Source organism: Streptomyces rubrogriseus (assembly GCF_027947575.1).
In the GTDB taxonomy this organism is placed as follows: Bacteria; Actinomycetota; Actinomycetes; order Streptomycetales; family Streptomycetaceae; genus Streptomyces; species Streptomyces rubrogriseus.
Genome location: NZ_CP116256.1, coordinates 3,559,638 through 3,576,573, shown reverse-complemented (window position 1 = coordinate 3,576,573; position 16,936 = coordinate 3,559,638). Strand labels below are relative to the sequence as shown.

17 protein-coding genes are annotated in these 16,936 nt (G+C 73.1%); 6 read left to right on the top strand and 11 right to left on the bottom strand.

The window, feature by feature from the left end:
- Positions 1–36: 36 nt before the first annotated feature.
- Positions 37–837, bottom strand: coding sequence for an SDR family NAD(P)-dependent oxidoreductase (locus tag Sru02f_RS16340; RefSeq protein ID WP_109030753.1), 801 nt, complete (start codon positions 835–837; stop codon positions 37–39).
- Between the two features lie 50 nt (positions 838–887).
- Between Sru02f_RS16340 and Sru02f_RS16335 the strand changes: the two genes are divergently transcribed.
- A complete protein-coding gene (locus Sru02f_RS16335; RefSeq protein ID WP_109030752.1) occupies positions 888–1,415 on the top strand; it encodes a hypothetical protein in 528 nt (175 codons plus the stop codon).
- Here Sru02f_RS16335 and Sru02f_RS16330 read toward each other — a convergent pair.
- The 3 genes from Sru02f_RS16330 to Sru02f_RS16320 form a co-directional block, all read right to left on the bottom strand.
- Positions 1,399–2,325, bottom strand: a complete 927-nt coding sequence (locus Sru02f_RS16330) for an SDR family oxidoreductase (RefSeq protein WP_109030751.1) — start codon at positions 2,323–2,325, stop codon at positions 1,399–1,401. The genes Sru02f_RS16335 and Sru02f_RS16330 overlap by 17 nt on opposite strands.
- Before the next feature lie 155 nt (positions 2,326–2,480).
- A complete protein-coding gene (locus tag Sru02f_RS16325; protein WP_109030750.1) occupies positions 2,481–3,110 on the bottom strand; it encodes an MBL fold metallo-hydrolase in 630 nt (209 codons plus the stop codon).
- Positions 3,110–4,198: an S-(hydroxymethyl)mycothiol dehydrogenase gene (locus tag Sru02f_RS16320; RefSeq protein ID WP_109030749.1), complete on the bottom strand. Its 1,089-nt coding sequence runs from the start codon at positions 4,196–4,198 to the stop codon at positions 3,110–3,112. Before Sru02f_RS16320 ends, Sru02f_RS16325 begins: the two co-directional genes overlap by 1 nt.
- A 176-nt stretch (positions 4,199–4,374) precedes the next feature.
- On the opposite strand from Sru02f_RS16320, the gene Sru02f_RS16315 reads away from it, so the two are divergent.
- Positions 4,375–6,129, top strand: coding sequence for an ABC transporter ATP-binding protein (locus Sru02f_RS16315; protein WP_109030748.1), 1,755 nt, complete (start codon positions 4,375–4,377; stop codon positions 6,127–6,129).
- An 8-nt stretch (positions 6,130–6,137) separates the two neighbouring features.
- Here the strand turns inward: Sru02f_RS16315 and Sru02f_RS16310 are convergent, their stop codons facing one another.
- On the bottom strand, positions 6,138–6,422 hold the full coding sequence (locus Sru02f_RS16310) for a hypothetical protein (RefSeq protein ID WP_109030747.1): 285 nt from the start codon (positions 6,420–6,422) through the stop codon (positions 6,138–6,140).
- Positions 6,423–6,603: 181 nt separating this feature from the next.
- Here Sru02f_RS16310 and Sru02f_RS16305 point away from each other — a divergent pair, with 181 nt between their 5' ends.
- Entirely contained in the window at positions 6,604–6,969 is a 366-nt protein-coding gene (locus Sru02f_RS16305; RefSeq protein ID WP_109030746.1) for a nuclear transport factor 2 family protein, read from the top strand.
- Positions 6,970–6,996: 27 nt separating this feature from the next.
- Here the strand turns inward: Sru02f_RS16305 and Sru02f_RS16300 are convergent, their stop codons facing one another.
- The gene (locus Sru02f_RS16300) at positions 6,997–7,656 is read right to left on the bottom strand and encodes a TetR/AcrR family transcriptional regulator (protein WP_109030745.1); all 660 of its coding nucleotides are present in this window, start codon (positions 7,654–7,656) and stop codon (positions 6,997–6,999) included.
- Positions 7,657–7,854: 198 nt separating this feature from the next.
- Between Sru02f_RS16300 and Sru02f_RS16295 the strand changes: the two genes are divergently transcribed.
- Positions 7,855–9,108, top strand: coding sequence for a YncE family protein (locus Sru02f_RS16295; RefSeq protein ID WP_109030744.1), 1,254 nt, complete (start codon positions 7,855–7,857; stop codon positions 9,106–9,108).
- Positions 9,109–9,348: 240 nt separating this feature from the next.
- Here Sru02f_RS16295 and Sru02f_RS16290 read toward each other — a convergent pair whose 3' ends face one another.
- Complete coding sequence (locus Sru02f_RS16290; RefSeq protein ID WP_109030743.1) at positions 9,349–9,849, bottom strand: metallophosphoesterase family protein; 501 nt, start codon at positions 9,847–9,849, stop codon at positions 9,349–9,351.
- A gap of 122 nt (positions 9,850–9,971) precedes the next feature.
- Here Sru02f_RS16290 and Sru02f_RS16285 point away from each other — a divergent pair, with 122 nt between their 5' ends.
- The gene (locus Sru02f_RS16285; protein WP_109030742.1) at positions 9,972–10,556 is read left to right on the top strand and encodes a hydrolase; all 585 of its coding nucleotides are present in this window, start codon (positions 9,972–9,974) and stop codon (positions 10,554–10,556) included.
- A gap of 19 nt (positions 10,557–10,575) precedes the next feature.
- On the opposite strand, the gene rfbB is transcribed toward Sru02f_RS16285, so the two are convergent.
- The 4 genes from rfbB to Sru02f_RS16265 form a co-directional block, all read right to left on the bottom strand.
- On the bottom strand, positions 10,576–11,550 hold the full coding sequence (gene rfbB / locus Sru02f_RS16280) for a dTDP-glucose 4,6-dehydratase (protein WP_109030741.1): 975 nt from the start codon (positions 11,548–11,550) through the stop codon (positions 10,576–10,578).
- A gap of 163 nt (positions 11,551–11,713) precedes the next feature.
- Entirely contained in the window at positions 11,714–11,893 is a 180-nt protein-coding gene (locus Sru02f_RS16275) for a hypothetical protein (protein ID WP_109030740.1), read from the bottom strand.
- Between the two features lie 100 nt (positions 11,894–11,993).
- The gene (locus Sru02f_RS16270; protein ID WP_109030739.1) at positions 11,994–14,480 is read right to left on the bottom strand and encodes a SpoIIE family protein phosphatase; all 2,487 of its coding nucleotides are present in this window, start codon (positions 14,478–14,480) and stop codon (positions 11,994–11,996) included.
- Positions 14,481–14,728: 248 nt separating this feature from the next.
- Positions 14,729–16,042 carry a S1 family peptidase gene (locus tag Sru02f_RS16265; protein WP_109030738.1) on the bottom strand — a complete coding sequence of 438 codons (1,314 nt, stop codon included), beginning with the start codon at positions 16,040–16,042 and terminating at the stop codon, positions 14,729–14,731.
- A 581-nt stretch (positions 16,043–16,623) separates the two neighbouring features.
- Between Sru02f_RS16265 and Sru02f_RS16260 the strand changes: the two genes are divergently transcribed.
- Positions 16,624–16,839 (top strand): hypothetical protein, encoded by a 216-nt coding sequence (locus Sru02f_RS16260; RefSeq protein ID WP_003978108.1) that lies wholly within the window; start codon positions 16,624–16,626, stop codon positions 16,837–16,839.
- Positions 16,840–16,936: the final 97 nt, after the last annotated feature.

Sequence of the window (16,936 nt, the reverse complement as noted above, 5' to 3'; positions counted from 1 at the left end):
GCACCGCATCTGACCGCACCGGACCGCACGGACGCGTCAGTCCGAGCCCTCCGCCCGCGCGATCGCCCGCCGGAAGCCGGTGTTGACCGCGGTCAGACCGCCGTCGACGGCCAGGGTGGTCCCGGTGATCCAGGCGGCGTCGCGCGAGGCGAGGAAGGCGACGGCCGCCGCGACGTCCTCTGGCTCGCCGACCCGCCCCAGCGGATACAGCCCCCGCACCGCCGCCAGTTCCTCGTCCCGGCCCTCCCAGGCCGTGGTGCGCACCGTGCCCGGCGTGACGAGGTTGACGCGGACGCCGCGCGGGCCCGCGTGTCCGGCGAGGGTGCGGGTCAGCGAGGCGAGACCCGCCTTGGCCGCGCTGTAGGCGTGGTTGCCGAAGTCCTGGACCCCGTTGACCGAGCCGATGCTCACGATCGCGCCGCGCCCGGCGGCCGCGAGGTGGGGCAGCGCGGCCCGGCAGCAGCGTTGGGCGCCGGTGAGGGTGACATCGAGGTCGCGGGCCCAGACGTCGTCCGGTTCGTCCTCGAAGAGCGGGGCGTCCGGCGTACAGGCGAAGGCGTTGTTGACCAGCACGTCCAGACCGCCGAAGGTTTCCACGGCGTGGGCGACGGCCGCCTCGACGGACGCCCGGTCGCTCACGTCGCAGGCGAACGCGGTCACGTCGAGCCCGTCGTCCGCCAGTTCCGCCGCCGTCCGCCGCGCCGCCGCGAGGTCCACGTCGGTCAGCAGTACCCGGGCTCCCTCCGTGGCGAGCCGGCGTACGGTGGCCGCGCCGATGCCCCGGGCCGCGCCCGTCACGAGTGCCGCGTGGTCGGTGAATCGCCTGGTCTCCGTCATGGGCCAGACGGTAGTACCGCGACGATCACAGCGGCAGATAGCGTGCGGCCATGTCCGCGTTTGTGCAGCAACTCCCCGCGCTCATGGGCGTCGTCATCGGCGCGCTCGGTTCCTATCTCGCCGTGGTCCGCAGTGACCGGGCCCGGTTCCGGCGGGATCGGGAGGCCCACTGGCAGGAGCGGCGGTTCACTGCGTATGCGGACTACGCGCGGGCGGTGAAGACGTCCGTGACCCTGACCTACCGGGGAGCGTCCGCGCTCGGCCTGGATCCGCACCCGCATCCGCTGCCGCCCCGGGAGGCCGACGTGTCGATGGCCGAGGCCACGGCGGCCCGCGACCCCTACTGGGAGGCGCTGCTCCTGCTGGGCAGCCCCCAGGTCGTGGAGAAGGCGCGGGCCTGGGTCGTCGTCCTCATGGACATGGAGCGGCTGGTACGCGACGGTCCGGCGTGGCGGGAGCTGCTCGAACGGCAACGCGTCGCGCGGGCGGACTACTACACCGCAGTACGGGCCGACCTGGGCCTGCCCACCGGTCATTCCGCCCGTATGCCCCTGCCGACACTCAGCGATACCCCGTGACGTCGGCGGGCTTGTCCGCGTCCTGGACCTCCACGAGATAGCGCCAGGCGTCCGGGCGGCTGCCGTCGAGGTCGGTGAAGCCGTACTCCTGGGCGAGCGAGCCGCTGGAGAAGGACCGTCCGTTGAAGCGCGCCACACCGGGGTCGGCGGCGAGGGCGGTCACGGCGCGGCCGACGTAGCGGGGCGTCTCGGAGATGGCGAAGTGCGGGACGCGGTCGAGGGCGTCGCGCCAGTTCTCCTCGCGCACGCCGAAGTGGTCGAGCATGATCTCCGAACGCAGCCAGCCGGGGGTCACCGCGACGGCGGTGGCGCCCCGCGGTCCCACCTCGTGCCCGAGGGAGAAGGCCATCCGCAGGACGGACGTCTTGGCGAGGTCGTAGAAGAACGAGTTGCGGTAGTGGTCGCGGTTGTAGGCGTCGGTGCCGTCGGTGACCTCGACGACCAGTCCGCCGGGGCGGCGCAGCAGCAGCGGCAGCGCGTGGTGGCTGGTGATGGCGTGGGTCTCGACGGCGAGCCGCAGCAGTCTGAGGCCGTTGTCGAGGTCGTGCTCCCAGACGGGGCTGTCCCACTCGAAGAGGGTCTCGCCGCCCCAGATGTCGTTGACCAGGATGTCGAGGCGGGCCTGTTCGCTGGCGATCCGGTCGACGACGGCGGCGACCTGGGCCGGGTCCAGGTGGTCGGCGGGTACGGCGACGCCGTGGCCGCCCGCCTCGGTGACCAGGTCGGCGGTGTCCTCGATGGTCTCGGGGCGGTCGTACTCCGAGCGCCGGGCGCGGGTGCTGCGGCCGGTGACGTAGACGGTGGCGCCGGCCGCGCCCAGTTCGACGGCGATGCCCCGGCCGGCGCCGCGGGTCGCCCCGGCGACCAGTGCGACCCTGCCCGCCAGCGGACCTTTCGATGACCCTGTCATGTCCGGCTTCCGTTCCTCTCCCACACGTCCCGCACTAGCGATGTCGTGTTCGAGAGTGCCCGGGAAGCCGGACATCTTCTGTCACCTTTACCGCGTGTCCCCGCGTTTACGCGTTTGGGCACTTGCCGGGGCGGTCTCGGCGGCTGCCGTCCAGGTCAGTGCCCGCGCTTGATCCACTCCTCCAGGTGCGGGGCCTCGGCGCCGATGGTCGTGGAGTCGCCGTGCCCGGTGCGAACCTCGGTCTCGGGCGGGAGGACCAGCAGCTTGTCCCGGATCGAGTCGATGATGGTCGGGAAGTGGGAGTAGGAGCGGCCGGTGGCGCCCGGTCCGCCCTGGAAGAGGGTGTCGCCGGTGAACACGGTGCCGAGACCGGGGTCGTAGAGGCAGACCGCGCCGGGCGCGTGGCCCGGGGTGTGCAGGACGGTCAGGTCGGCGCCGGCGGCCTCGATGACCAGGCCGTCGGTCAGCCACGCGTCCGGGGCGCGGTCGGGGTGGGTCTGTTGCCACAGGGGCAGGTCGTCGCGGTGCAGCCAGACGGTGGCGCCGGTGCGCTCGGCGAGCGCGGGCGCGGCGCCCACGTGGTCGTTGTGGGCGTGGGTGCACACGATGGCGGTGAGCCGCCGGTCCCCGACGGCCTCGGCGATGGCGTCGGCGTCGTGGGCGGCGTCGATGACCACCACCTCGTGGTCGTCGCCGACCAGCCAGACGTTGTTGTCGACGTCCCAGGTGCCGCCGTCGAGGCTGAACTGCCCGGAGGTGACGAGGCGTTCGATGCGGGGAGCCATCAGAGCACCACCACCGAGCGCAGCACGTCACCGGCGTGCATCCGGTCGAAGGCCTGCTCCACCTCGTCGAGGCGGATGGTCTCGGTGACGAACTTGCCGAGGTCCAGGCGGCCCTGGAGGTGGAGGTCGACGAGCATCGGGAAGTCGCGGGAGGGCAGGCAGTCGCCGTACCAGGAGGACTTGAGCGAGCCGCCGCGGCCGAACACGTCGAGCAGCGGCAGCTCCAGCTTCATCTCGGGAGTGGGCACGCCGACCAGGACGACGGTGCCGGCCAGGTCGCGGGCGTAGAAGGCCTGGCGGTAGGTCTCCGGGCGGCCGACGGCCTCGATGACGACGTCGGCGCCGAAGCCGCCGGTCAGTTCACGGATCGCCTCGACGGGGTCGGTCCCGCGGGAGTTGACGGTGTGGGTGGCGCCCATGGAACGGGCGGTCTCCAGCTTGCGGTCGTCGATGTCCACGGCGATGACCTTCGACGCGCCCGCCAGGTACGACCCGGCGATCGCCGCGTCGCCGACGCCGCCGCAGCCGATGACGGCGACGGTGTCACCGCGGCCGACGTTGCCGGTGTTGATGGCGGCGCCGATGCCGGCCATCACCCCGCAGCCGAGGAGCCCGGCCACCTCGGCCGAGACCGCCGGGTCGACCTTGGTGCACTGTCCGGCGGCGACCAGGGTCTTCTCGGCGAAGGCGCCGATGCCGAGCGCCGGGGACAGCTCCTGGCCGGTCGACGCGAGGGTCATCCTCTGCTCGGCGTTGTGGGTGTCGAAGCAGTACCAGGGCCGTCCGCGCAGACAGGCCCGGCAGGTGCCGCACACGGCGCGCCAGTTGAGGATCACGAAGTCGCCGGGGGCCACGTCGGTGACCCCGGCGCCGACCGACTCGACCACGCCCGCGGCCTCGTGGCCGAGCAGGAACGGGAACTCGTCGTTGATGCCGCCCTGCTTGTAGTGCAGGTCGGTGTGGCACACCCCGCAGGCCTGGATCTTGACGACGGCCTCGCCCGGGCCGGGGTCCGGCACGACGATCGTCTCGATCCGCACCGGCTCGTCCTTGCCCGGCGCGATCACGCCGCGTACTTCCTGCGCCATGGTCCTGACCCCTTCCTCGGCCGTTCAGCGTTCCCCCAGACCCTACGCGCAAGTGATCGGAAAGGGGCAGGTGACAGGGCGGTTCGCGGAGTGCGGGTGGTCTCGCGGGACCGGCGCGTCGTGGCGTTCGGCGCCGACGTAGCCTGAGTGCCCCGTCCGTGTGCCGAAGGAGCGACGTGACCACCGCACAGCCTGGGACCGGTACGCCCGCCTGGCGGCTGCTCCTGTCCTACGTACGACCGCACCGCACGGCCCTGTTCGCGGGCGCGCTGCTCTCCCTGCTCACCGGCGCCACGGGGCTGTTGCTGCCACTGGTGGCGCGGGAGCTGATCGACGACCTGGCGCAGGACCGGGCCATCACCGGTGCGCTGCTCGCCATGTCGGGTCTGGTGGTCGCCAACACGGCGCTGGGCGCGCTGGGTTCGTACGTGCTGCGGCGCACCGCGGAGTCGGTGGTGCTCGGGGCGCGGCGCACCCTGTCGTCGTACCTGCTGCGACTGCGGATCGCGGCGGTGGACCGCACCGAGCCCGGTGACCTGATGGCCCGGATCACCTCCGACACGACGCTGCTGCGCGAGGTGACCACCGACTCCCTCATCGGCCTCGGCACCGGTGGGCTGACGCTGGTGGCGACGCTGGTGATGATGGGCGTCGTCGATCCGGTGCTCCTCGGGGTGACGCTGGCGGTGGTGCTGGGCGCGGGCACGGTGCTGGGGCTGATCGTGCCGCGCATCAACCGGGCGAGCCGGCAGGCGCAGGACGCGGTGGGCGTGATGGGCGCCGCGCTGGAGCGGATCCTCGGCGCGCTGCGCACCGTGAAGGCGTCGGGCGCCGAGCCCCGGGAGGAGCGGGTGCTGCACGAGGCCGCCGAGGAGTCCTGGCGGCAGAGCGTGCGGGCCGCCAAGTGGTCGGCCGCCGCGGGCCACACGGCGGGGCTCGCGATGCAGATCGCCTTCATCACGGTGCTCGCGGTGGGCGGGGCGCGGGTGGCGACGGGAGCGATCGACGTGGGGACCCTGGTCGCGTTCCTGCTGTTCGTCTTCTATCTGATGTCCCCGATCCAGCAGGTCGTCGGCGCGATCACGCAGTACCAGACGGGCCGGGCGGCGCTGGGCCGGATCCAGGACGCGCTGGGCCTGCCCGCGGAGCCGCAGGCCCGGCCGGTCCCGCTGCCGTCGACGGGCGCGCCGCCGGCGTCCGTCTCCTTCCGCGAGGTCCGCTTCCGCTATGCCGACGATCTTCCGTACATCCACCACGGGGTGAGCTTCGAGGTGCCGGCCCGGGGGATGACGGCGTTCGTCGGTCCGTCCGGTGCGGGCAAGACCACCGTCTTCTCCCTCCTGGAGCGGTTCTACGACCCGGACTCCGGTGAGATCACGCTGGACGGCCGGAGCCTCGGGGACTGGGAACTGTCCTCGCTGCGGGCCTCGATCGGCTATGTGGAGCAGGACGCCCCGGTGCTGTCCGGTTCGCTGCGGGACAACCTGCTGCTGGGCAATCCGGAGGGGGACGAGGCGACCCTGGCCGCCGTGCTGAAGACGACCCGCCTGGACGGCCTGGTCGAACGGCTGCCGCACGGGCTGGAGACGCTCGTCGGGCATCGGGGCACGAAACTGTCCGGGGGCGAGCGCCAGCGGGTGGCCATCGCCCGTGCGCTGTTGCGCCGGCCGCGTCTGCTGCTGCTCGACGAGGCCACCTCGCAGCTGGACGCGGTCAACGAGGCGGCGCTGCGCGACACCGTGGCGGACGTGGCCCGGACGACCACGGTGCTGGTGGTCGCGCACCGGCTGTCCACGGTGACGATGGCGGACCGGATCGTGGTGATGGACGCGGGGCGCGTGCGTGCGGTCGGCACGCACCGGGAGCTGGTGACCGCCGATCCGCTGTACGCGGAGCTGGCGGCCACCCAGTTCCTGGCAACCGGTGGCTGACGCGGGCGTCAGCCCAGGGCGGGGACCACGCCGAAGACGGGCGAGACCAGGCCGGTGACCTGCTGCAGTTGCTGGAGGTCCTGGAGCCGGTGCAACTGCTGGGACGGGAGCGGCATCCGGGCCCGGTCCTCGGCGGGCATGTCACCGACCGCGAGCGAGTCGAGGGTGTTCGTCACGCTGAGCTTCTCCGTGCCCAGCGGACCCCCGCCGGCCGCGCTCGCCATCGGCGCGGCGAGGCCGGTGACACCGGCGGCGAGCCCGACGACGGCGACGATACGTCGTGTTGAGATCATGTGCTGAGCAACGCGGACGGGCACGGCGTGGACACGGGCGGGCGGCGCCGCTCACCCATGAGGACCAGTGTCACGGTCACCGTTGCCGTGGCCGCCCGGACGGAGGAAGCTCGAAGGGAGAGGGCCGAGGCGGCCCGTTCGGGCTCCGGGTCGCGGCCCTCGACGTCCGAAGGAGGTCGTCATGGGTACCACGGCAGGCCCCGGCTTCGACACCGAAGCGCTGCGCCGGGGCATCGAAGGAGAGACGGCGGCACCCCTGTTGTCGCTGTACGCGCGGGACGCGGAGGTCCGCATCGTCGACCGGTACGACCAGCCCAGCCGCCCCAAGGTCCTGCACGGCCGGGACGAGATCGCCGAGATGCTCGACGACGTCTACAGCCGCGACATGACCCACCGGATGGCACGCTGTGTGGTCCAGGGCGACCAGGTCGCGTTCTCCGAGGAGTGCACCTACCCGGACGGCGTGCGGGTGCTCGCGGAGTCGATGCTGTCGCTGCGGGACGGTGAGATCGTCGAGCAGACCATGATCCAGGCCTGGGACGAGTAGCCGGCGTTCGGGCGACGGGCGGGCCTGTCAGCCCTCCGGGAACGGGCCGGGCGGGCGCAGGACGGCCAGGAGCTGGTGGACCAGTTCGTCGACGACCTCGTCGAGGGTCGCGTCCACCCAGCCCGCGCTGTAGTCGTGCAGCAGGCCGTTGACGCCGCCGATGAACGCGGTGGCGGCGAGCCGGTAGTCACGGGCCGCCGCCTCTCCGCGTACGGCGGCCGACCGGGCCTCGGCACAGATGAGGTCGACCCAGCGGGCCCGGCGGGCCAGCCGCTGTTCCTCCAGGCGCGGGCTGACGCCGACGATCTCCACGAAGGTGATGCGGACGCGGCGCGGATCGGCGGTGACGTTGGCGGCGTAGGCGCGGAAGATCACGGCGGCGCGGTCGGCGAGGTGCAGGCCGCGGGCACCCTCGGCCGCGGCGCGGACGGCCTCCTCGGCCCAGGAGTTGACCTGGAGGTGGAGCGCGGCGAGCACGTCCTCCAGGGTGCGGAACTCCTCGTAGAACTGGCGGGTGGACAGACCTGCGGCCTCGCTGAGGGCCGCGACGGTCGTGGCGCGGTAGCCGGGGCTGTCGCCGAACAGCTGGAGCGCGGCGTCGAGGAAGCGCCGGCGGCGCTCGGCCTGGCGCTGCGCGGCCGACTTGCCGCCGTAGCGGCCCGTCGGCGCCCTGAGCCTGCCCGCCACCCGCTGCCCCCTCCCTCGCGCCAACTCCTCGTCCTCCGGCCGATTTTGTCGGGTCCGGGACCTTGTGGAGAAGGGCGACCCTTCCTTACTTTGCAGTAAGTTCACTCTGAAAGCGGCTGTGTTCAGACTGCGCGCGTCCGCGCGCCAGCACCCCATGCTCCAGCGCCCCCACCACGCCCCCTGCCGGAGGAGAGCACCATGCCCGCCTTCTCGACCAGGCACCTCGGCGCCGTAGCCGCCGCCCTCGCCCTCACCGTCGCCACCCCCGCCGCCACGGCCTCGGCCGCTCCGGACGCCCCCGCCGGCCTGCGCGAGGTGATGTTCGTCGGCAACAACTGGGACGGCACCGCGGACGTCATCCGGTCCACCGGCGACTTCGCGCGGATCGGCCGGATCGACGTCGTCCCGGACAAGGCGGAGCGGATGGCGGAGATCAACGCCGATCCGATCAAGTGGATCTACTTCCAGGCCATCCGCAACGGCGTCGGCGAGGGACACGACCAGCTCGTCGACGACATGTACTCGACGCCGGACGGTGCCTCGGTGGTCGTCTCCCGGCCGAGCTTCGCCGACGTGGTCTCCGTCGACCTCGCCACCGGCGACATCAACTGGCGCTTCCCCGTCTCGGGTTACCGCTCCGACCACATGGCGATCTCCCCCGACGGCACCCGGGTCGCGGTCTCGGCGTCGACCTCGAACACCGTGCACGTCCTCGACATCGGGACGGGTGAACAGGTCGGCTCGTTCGGCACGGGCGACAAGCCGCACGAGAACATCTTCACCCGCGACGGCCGGTACATCTGGAACATGTCGATCGGTGAGGTGAACACCGCGCTCGACGCCCCCTGGCTCGACTGGACGAAGGGCGACCGGCGCATCACGATCGTGGACGCACGGACGTACGAGCGGGTCAGGGTGGTCGACATGCGCGAGCGGCTCGACGCGATCGGCCTCGGCGACCACTCGGACGCGGTGCGGCCCGCCGTCTTCTCGCCCGACGAGTCCAAGCTGTACTTCCAGGTCTCGTTCTTCAACGGCTTCTTCGAGTACGACGTCGCCGGGGACCGGATCACCCGGACGAAGACCCTGCCGAAGAACCCCGCCACCAGCGAGGACCGCACCACCTGGGTCAACGACTCGCGCCACCACGGTCTCTCGATGAGCCCGGACGGCGCCAGGATCTGCGTCGCCGGCACGATGGACGACTACGCGACGGTCGTGGACCGCGACACCCTCAAGGAGGGCCCGCTGGTGCCCGCGGCCAAGCCCTACTGGGCCACGGTCAGCGGCGACGGGACGCACTGCGTGGTCTCCGAGAGCGGCGCCGACCAGGTGACGGCCATCGACTTCGCCACCGGCGAGAAGTCGGTCTCCGTCCCCGTCGGCGATCACCCGCAGCGGGTCCGCATCGGCCAGGTGGCGGCGGACTGGACGGGGCCGTCGGCCGACTGAGTCACCACGCGGTCCGGGCCCGGCGGGGCGTCCCCGCACGCATGTGTGAGCCGGCCCGTCCCGGGTAGTCGCCCGGCAACGGACGAGGCATGCATGCCCTCGACACCACTGCCCCGGAAGGAGGTCCGTGACAGCGCACTCCAGAAGAAGCGCCCGGGCCGCTTCCCGCGACACGGAGCGGCCCGGTCCGCACCGGGCGGCGCCCTCACGGGTGCCGCCCGTCCCGGTGCGGGCCGCCGCTCACCGCGGCGGCAGCCGGTGCAGCTCGACGTCCCGCAGCCGGCCGTCGGCGACCGTGGCGGTCATGTAGGTGTGGTACGGCTGACGGCGCCGGTCCGTCGGCGACCCCGGGTTGAGCAGCCGCAGGCCGGTGGCGGCGGTGGTGTCCCAGGGGATGTGGCTGTGCCCGAAGACCAGGACGTCCAGGCCGGGGAAGCGGGCGGCGCAGCGGGCCTCGCGCCCCGGTGCGGCGCCCGTCTCGTGGACGACGCCGAAGCGCAGGCCGCCGAGGTCCGCGTACGCCACCTCGGGCAGCCGGGCACGCAGCGCGGGTCCGTCGTTGTTTCCGTGGACGCCGACGAGTCTGCGGCTGCGGCTCTCCAGCAGGTCGAGGGTGGCCGTGTCGACCCAGTCCCCCGCGTGCAGGACGACGTCCGCGCGCGGAATCTCCGCCAGCAGCGGCGCCGGCAGTTCTTTCGCGCGCTTGGGCAGGTGGGTGTCGGACGTGATCAGCAGACGCACGTGTTCCAGCTTAATCGACAGGTAAAACTGTGCAGGCTTAGCTGGACAGTTTTACCTGTCGAACTTACGGTGGGGTCGATCGCGGCCGAACCGTGTGAGAACCATCCGAAAGGCACCGCCCCATGACCGTCACCGCCCTGGACCCCCGTACCGCCCTCGTCGTGATCGACCTCCAGGCCGGTATCGTCGCCGCGCCCACCGAGCCGTACTCCGGCGCCGAGGTCGTGGCCCGGAGCGCCGAACTGGCCGAAGCCTTCCGGGCCCGCGACCTGCCCGTGGTGCTGGTCCGGGTCTCGTTCGCCGCCGACGGGGCGGACGCCGTGCCCGGTCGCACGGAGGCCGGGGGCGCCGGCGGGCCGCGGCCCGAGGGCTGGGACGTCGTCGTCGACGAACTGGCCGGGCACCCCGGCGACCTCACCGTCACCAAGCGCAACTGGGGCGCCTTCCACGGCACCGGCCTCGATGTCCAGCTGCGCCGCCGCGGTGTCACCCAGATCGTGCTGACCGGTATCGCCACCAGCATCGGTGTGGAGTCCACCGCCCGGGCCGCCCACGAACACGGCTATCACGTCACGCTCGCGACCGACGCGATGAGCGACATGAGTGCCGAGGCGCACCGGGGCAGCGTCGAGCGGATCTTCCCGCGCCTGGGCGAGACGGGCACCACGCGGGAGATCCTGGAGCTGCTGGCCAAGACGCACGGCTGACCCGTACGGAAGCGGCCCGTCAGCCCGCGTCGGCGCACCGCTCGAGCGACTCCCACCAGGCCCGGTTGTCCCGGTACCAGGCGACGGTCTCGGCCAGCCCGGTCGCGAAGTCGCGGTGGGGGCGGTAGCCCAGCTCCTCGCGGGCCTTGCTCCAGTCGACCGAGTAGCGCAGGTCGTGGCCCTTTCGGTCCTCGACGTGCACGATGCGGTCCGGCCCCGCGCCGCAGGCGTCCAGGAGCAGGCCGGTGAGGTCGCGGTTGCTCAGCTCGGTGCCGCCGCCGATGTTGTAGACCTCGCCGGCCCTGCCACGGGTGCGGACCAGGTCGACGCCCCGGCAGTGGTCGTCGACGTGCAGCCAGTCGCGGACGTTGCGGCCGTCCCCGTACAGCGGGACCCGGTGGCCGTCCAGGAGACGGGTGACGAACAGCGGCACGAGCTTCTCGGGGAACTGGTGCGGGCCGTAGTTGTTGGAGCACCGGGTCACCCGTACGTCGAGGCCGTGGGTGCGGTGGTAGGAGAGGGCCAGCAGGTCGCCCGACGCCTTCGAGGCGGAGTACGGAGAACTCGGCCGCAGAGGGTGCTCCTCGGTCGCCGAGCCGACGCCGACGGAGCCGTAGACCTCGTCGGTGGAGACGTGCACGAAGGGCCCCACACCGTGGCGCAGGGCGGCGTCCAGCAGGTTCTGGGTGCCGACGACGTTGGTCAGGACGAAGTCGGAGGCGGCGTGGATGGAGCGGTCCACGTGGGACTCGGCGGCGAAGTGCACCACCTGGTCGGCCCCGGCCGTCAGCCGGTCCACGAGCGCCGCGTCGCGGATGTCGCCGTGCACGAACTCCAGCCGGGGGTGGCCGAGTTCGAGGTTCGCGGTGGATCCGGCGTAGGTGAGGGCGTCCAGCACGGTGACCCGCGGGGCGCCGGGCGCGTCGGAGGCGAGGAGCCCGCGGACGTACCGGGAGCCGATGAATCCGGCGGCGCCGGTGACCAGGATGTTCATGAGCGGATCCGTGCCTTGTCGCGGGCTCCGTGCCCTCGTGCGGGTGGTGCGGGACCCCTGACGCTACCGGCGCGCCCCTCGCGGTCCGCGACCGCCCCGAAACGCGCACCGCGCCGGCACCGAGGCCGGCGCGCTGGGCGGTGTCACCACCCTCGGGGCTCGGTCAGTCCTCGCCCCGGACGATGTTCGACTCCTGGCCCGATTGCGGTGCGCGGACGGCGCTGCCGTCCTCCACGGCGGGTACGCAGGTGCGCATCACGCCCCTGCTCCGCAGGCGGCGGGCCTTCGACCATCCTGTCTCCAGCCGACGGACGGCGGGTTTGCCGCCGGTGTCCGTGGTCACGGGGCATCATCTTCCTTCTGGTTCCGCTTGTGGTGCGCTCGCCCCTGCGGGTCCCCGCGCGGGGACCCGTGAAACCCGGGGGCCGTGCGGGCGGCGCGGCTCAGCCGCCGCCCACCGGGATCTCGCTCCACACCTGCTTGCCCCCGCTGACCGGCAGCGTGCCCCAGGTCGCCGACATCGCCTCGACCAGGAGGATGCCGCGTCCGCCGGTGGCCTCCCAGCCGATGCTGGTCGGCTTGACCGGCGTGCGCGGCGAGGCGTCGGCGACGGCCACGCGCAGCCGTGCGCCGATCAGGGTGAGGTCGAGCCGTACCTTGCCGTCGGTGTGCACCAGGGCGTTGGTGACCAGCTCGGAGACGATCAGGAGCACTCCGTCGATGTCGTCGTCCGGTACGCCCCAGGTGCGCAGGGTGCGCCGGGTGAAGCGGCGGGCGTGCCGTACGGCCTCCGGCAGCCGCCACACCGACCAGCTCTCGCGCAGCGGGCGCAGGGCCATGCCGTCGTAGCGCACCAGCAGCAGGGCCACGTCGTCGTTGCGGCGCGCGTTGCCGAGCAGGGCGTCGGCGACGAGTCCGAGGTGGCCGGGGGCGGAGACGGCCAGCGCGTGCGCGAACCGGTCCATGCCCTCGTCGATGTCGGACTCCGGCGTCTCCACGAGGCCGTCCGTGGTGAGGGCGATCAGCGTGCCGGGACGCAGCCGCAGCGGGCTCATCGGGAAGTCGGCCTGGGTCACCACGCCGAGCGGTGGGCCGCCCTCCACCTCCGCGATCTCGGTGCTGCCGTCGGGGTGGCGCAGCACCGGTGGCAGGTGCCCCGCGCGCACGCACCAGGCGGAGCCCTCCTCCATGTCGAGGTCGACGTAGACGCAGGTGGCGAAGAGGTCGGTCTCCATGCCGGTAAGCAGCCGGTTGGCGTGGGAGACGACGACGTCCGGCGGGTGACCTTCGACGGCGTAGGCGCGCAGGGCGGTGCGCATCTGGCCCATGAGGGTGGCCGCCCCGGCGCTGTGTCCCTGGACGTCGCCGATGACGAGGGCGACGTGGTGGTCGGGCAGCGGGATCACGTCGTACCAGTCGCCGCCCAGCTCCAGGCCCGCCGTGCTGGGCAGGTAGCGGGCGACGGCGACCGCGCCGGGCAGCTTGGGCAGTCGGCGCGGCAGCAGCTGGCGCTGGAGCATGCCGACCAGCTCGTGCTCGGCGTCGAAGGCATGGGCGCGCATCAGGGCCTGCCCGGCCAGGCCCGCGGAGGCGGTGAGCAGGGCCCGTTCGTCGGGGCCGAAGTCGTGCGGGGCGTCCCAGCCGATCAGGCAGGCCCCGGCCATGCGTCCGCCGGCGGGCAGCGGCAGCACGGCGAGGCCGCCGGGGCCGACGTCGGCGAGGGCGGGCTCCAGGTCGCCGGTGCCGGCGGGCCAGATCCGGGCGCGTCCCTCGCGCAGCGCGGCGGCCAGGGTGGGCATGGCCCGTACCGGGGCGTCCGGCCACTCGGTGCGCCACTCCAGGCGCCACAGTTCGGGCCAGGACTCGGGGTCCGGCGGGTCCAGGACGGTGACGACGAGCCGGTCGTTCTCCAGCTCGGCCAGCGCGATGCGGTCGGCCCTGAGCGGTCTGCGCAGGGCGGCGACGACGGCCTGGCTCACGTCGCGCACGGTCCCGGCGGTGGCGAGCGCGGCGGCCAGCCGCTGGACGCGGGCGACGTCGGTCACGTCCGGGCGCAGGGTGGAGGCGTCGGCGACGGTGCCGACCAGGAGGGCCGGCCGGCCGTCGCCGCCGGGCAGCAGGCGCCCGCTGAGCCGCAGCCACTTCGGCGGGCCGGTGGGCTGCAGCACCCGGAACTCCAGCTCGCGCTCGCCGATGGTCATGTGGTCGGACTCGGTCACCGACATCAGCGACGGCAGGTCCTCCGGCACGGTGAGGCCGAGCAGCGTCTCCACCTTGCCGTCGAACTCCCCGGGGGCCAGTCCGAACAGCCGCAGGATGTCGTCGCCGACCTCCGCCCGACCGGTGTCCATGGCCAGGGTGAAGGCGTCCGGCTGGAGGTCACCGGCCTCGACACGGTCGGCGCTCCCGGCCGGGGCGGGGCAGGTCATCGCCTCGGCGATCACCTCCAGGCACGTACGGTCGTCGGCGTCGAACCCGTCCGGGCGCTCGGTCAGGGCGAGGAAGCAGCCGCCGCCGTCCCCGCGCACGGGCAGGACGGCGAGTGAGAAGCCGCTCGACGGCACGTGCCGTGACTCCGCCGATCCGGCGAACTCCTCCGGCCCGATCCACACCGCCTCGCCGGCCCGGTGGGCGTCGGCGACCGGGGAGCCGCCGGACGCGGGGTAGCTGTCGCGTACGCCGTACAGGGAGCGGGGCACTCCGGCCGACTCGACCAGGCAGAGCAGCTCGCGGTCGTCGCCCGGCGTGTAGAGCGCGGCGAAGGAGGCGCCCGCGAAGACCAGCGCCTGCTCCAGGATTCCGCGCAGCCGGTCCTGCGGCACCGGTCCGGCCACGATCGCGTTCAGGGCGCCCTCGGCACGCAGCGTCCTCGGTCCGCGTTCCGCAGCGTCCTCTCCGGCCACCTCGCCATTACAGCGCTTGTGAGGCATCCGCGCAGCCCCTGCGGGCCGGGGAGCGGCGATCAGGAGCACTCCGGGGCTCGCGGACGGGCGCTTCGCGCCTCCGGACGGGTGCGGGCCGGGACCTGCCGGCGGCCAGGATGAGGTGGCGGACACGCGCCGCCGCCCGCGGGGCAGGAACCGGAGCGTCGGGCGGCGCGGCAGGGGCGCAGACCGGCCGCGCCGAGCCGACGTGGCCTCAGCCCGTCGGCCCGTCAGCCCGTCAGCCCGTCGGCCCGTCAGCCCGTCAGCCCCGAGCCGTCCCCACCGCCGACGGCCGCACCGTCACCCGTCTCACCCGCGTCACCTGCGCCACCCCCGTCACCCGCACCGGCGCCGCCGTCGCCCGCGTCGCCCGCACCTCCTGCGTCACCCTCCTCGCCGGCACCGGCACCAGCACCGCTCGCGTCTCCGGCACCCGCGCCGCCGTCCTCGCCCCCGAGGGTGGCGCCGACCGCCGCCAGGGCCGTGGTGACCGGCTGGAAGAAGGTCTCGCCGCCGACCGTGCAGTCACCGCTCCCGCCGGAGGTCAGGCCGATCGCGAGGCCGTCCCGCGTGAAGAGGGAGCCGCCGCTGTCGCCTGGCTCGGCGCAGACGTCGGTCTGTATGAGGCCGGTGACCGTGCCCTCGGGGTAGTTGACGGTGGCGTCCAGGCCGAGCACCTGCCCGTCGGCCAGTCCGGTCGTACTGCCCATGCGGAAGACCTCCTGGCCGACCGCCGCCTCGGCGGCCCCGCTGATCGGCAGGGTCTGGTCGCCGAGGTTGACCTCGCTCGGCGCCTCGGTCGCCGGGTCGTCGTATTTGACGAGCGCGAAGTCGCCCTGGCCGGGGAAGACCGCCTGGTCGACGGTGGCGATCGGCTGTCCGCCCTGTGCGTCGGACCACTGGTCGGCCGCCACCCCGCAGTGACCGGCCGTCAGGAAGGCGGGCGAGCCGTCGCCCGCGGTGACGTTGAAGCCGAGTGAGCAGCGCGCTCCGCCGCCGAAGATCGCGTCGCCGCCCGACGCGAAGGTCTTGAAGGTGCCGGCGGACTTCCTGACCGTCGCCATGCCGGAGCCGAGGCCGTCGACGGTGGACTCCAGCCGGTCCCACCGGTCGCCGGTGACGGTGCTGTCGGCGGTCACCAGGATCTTGTTGGTGCGCGGGTCGATCGCCCACGCGGTCCCGGGGATGCCGGCCTCGGCCTTGAGGGTCTGAGCGCCGCTGCGCAGCTCGCCCATGCTGTTGTCGACCTGGCGGACCTTCGCACCCGCCTGCTCGGCCTGCGCGACCACCTGGTTGTCGTCGCCGGGGACGACGTTGACGACCAGTTGCCGGGCGCCGGAGTCGTAGTAGGAGCCGGCGAAGGTGTCGCCGAGCAGGCCGGCGAGCCGTGCGGCGAGATCCGACGCGTCCGCCGCCTTGAGGGTCCTGGGTGCCGCGGCGGCATGGTCCGAGGAGCCGCCGTCCTGCGAGGCGTTGGCGTTCGGCAGCAGGATCGCGGCCGCGCCGAGCGCCACCACACCGCCCGCCGCCATCGCGGCCCTGCGCTTCGGGATTCGCTTGTGACTCAACCTACTCGACCTCCTGGGACCGGGGTTGGTGCCCGCCGGTCCGGCAGCTGTTGGGGGCGCCTGGACGGCTGTTGGTACGCACGGGCCGGGCGGGGTGTTCAGCCGGACCCTCGCGCCACGCACGATCGACACCCTCCGCATCCGGAGTGCGACGCACCGTCGCGATCACGGAGCGGAATGACTGCTTCAGCGAATCTGCACATCGAATGCCCAACCCGGTCACTCCCGTTGGAGCATCTGCACAAGCCCGCGGCGGCCCGTACGCCTTTGGGGCCGGAGTGTCCCAATCGCCTCGGCAGGGGCAAGGGGCCGCACGAGCCGATCTCGCGCACCGTGTGAAGAAGTGGCCGCGAAGGCGTGCGCGCCCCTGCACGCTTGGGCCCGCAGACCTCGCAAGTGTGCTGGTGAGAGGGGTGTTTGATTGGAAGCCCGGACCGGCCGCGTGCTTTGATCCATCGCACCGCGGGGGCCGCGGAGGGCTCCGGAAAAGGGCGCCCGGCGCCCGCGGTCGCGGCCGTCATCTGTCCCCAGAGGGGGCCGCTCCCCCCTTGTGAAATGGCTATACGAAGGGAAGTTCCATCATGAACTCCACCCCCCAGGTTGAGACCGTCGAGATCTCCGACGCCGACCTCGACAACGTCTCCGGCGGCCTGAACGTGAACGCCGTCGGCACCGTCACCGGCCTGGTGGACGGCATCGCCCCGGTCTCCGGCCTGCTCAACACCGCCGTCGGCACCGTCGAGGGTGTCACCGGTCTGAACACGGCCCCGGTCACGGGCCTGGTCGCCGGTCTCTGATCGCGCCCTTGCGTCGCTGAGTCCCGGAGCCGTCCAGGCTCCGGGACTTTTCGGCCGTTCTCCCTTCGGCCGTTCTCGTCCCCCGGCCGTTCTCGAC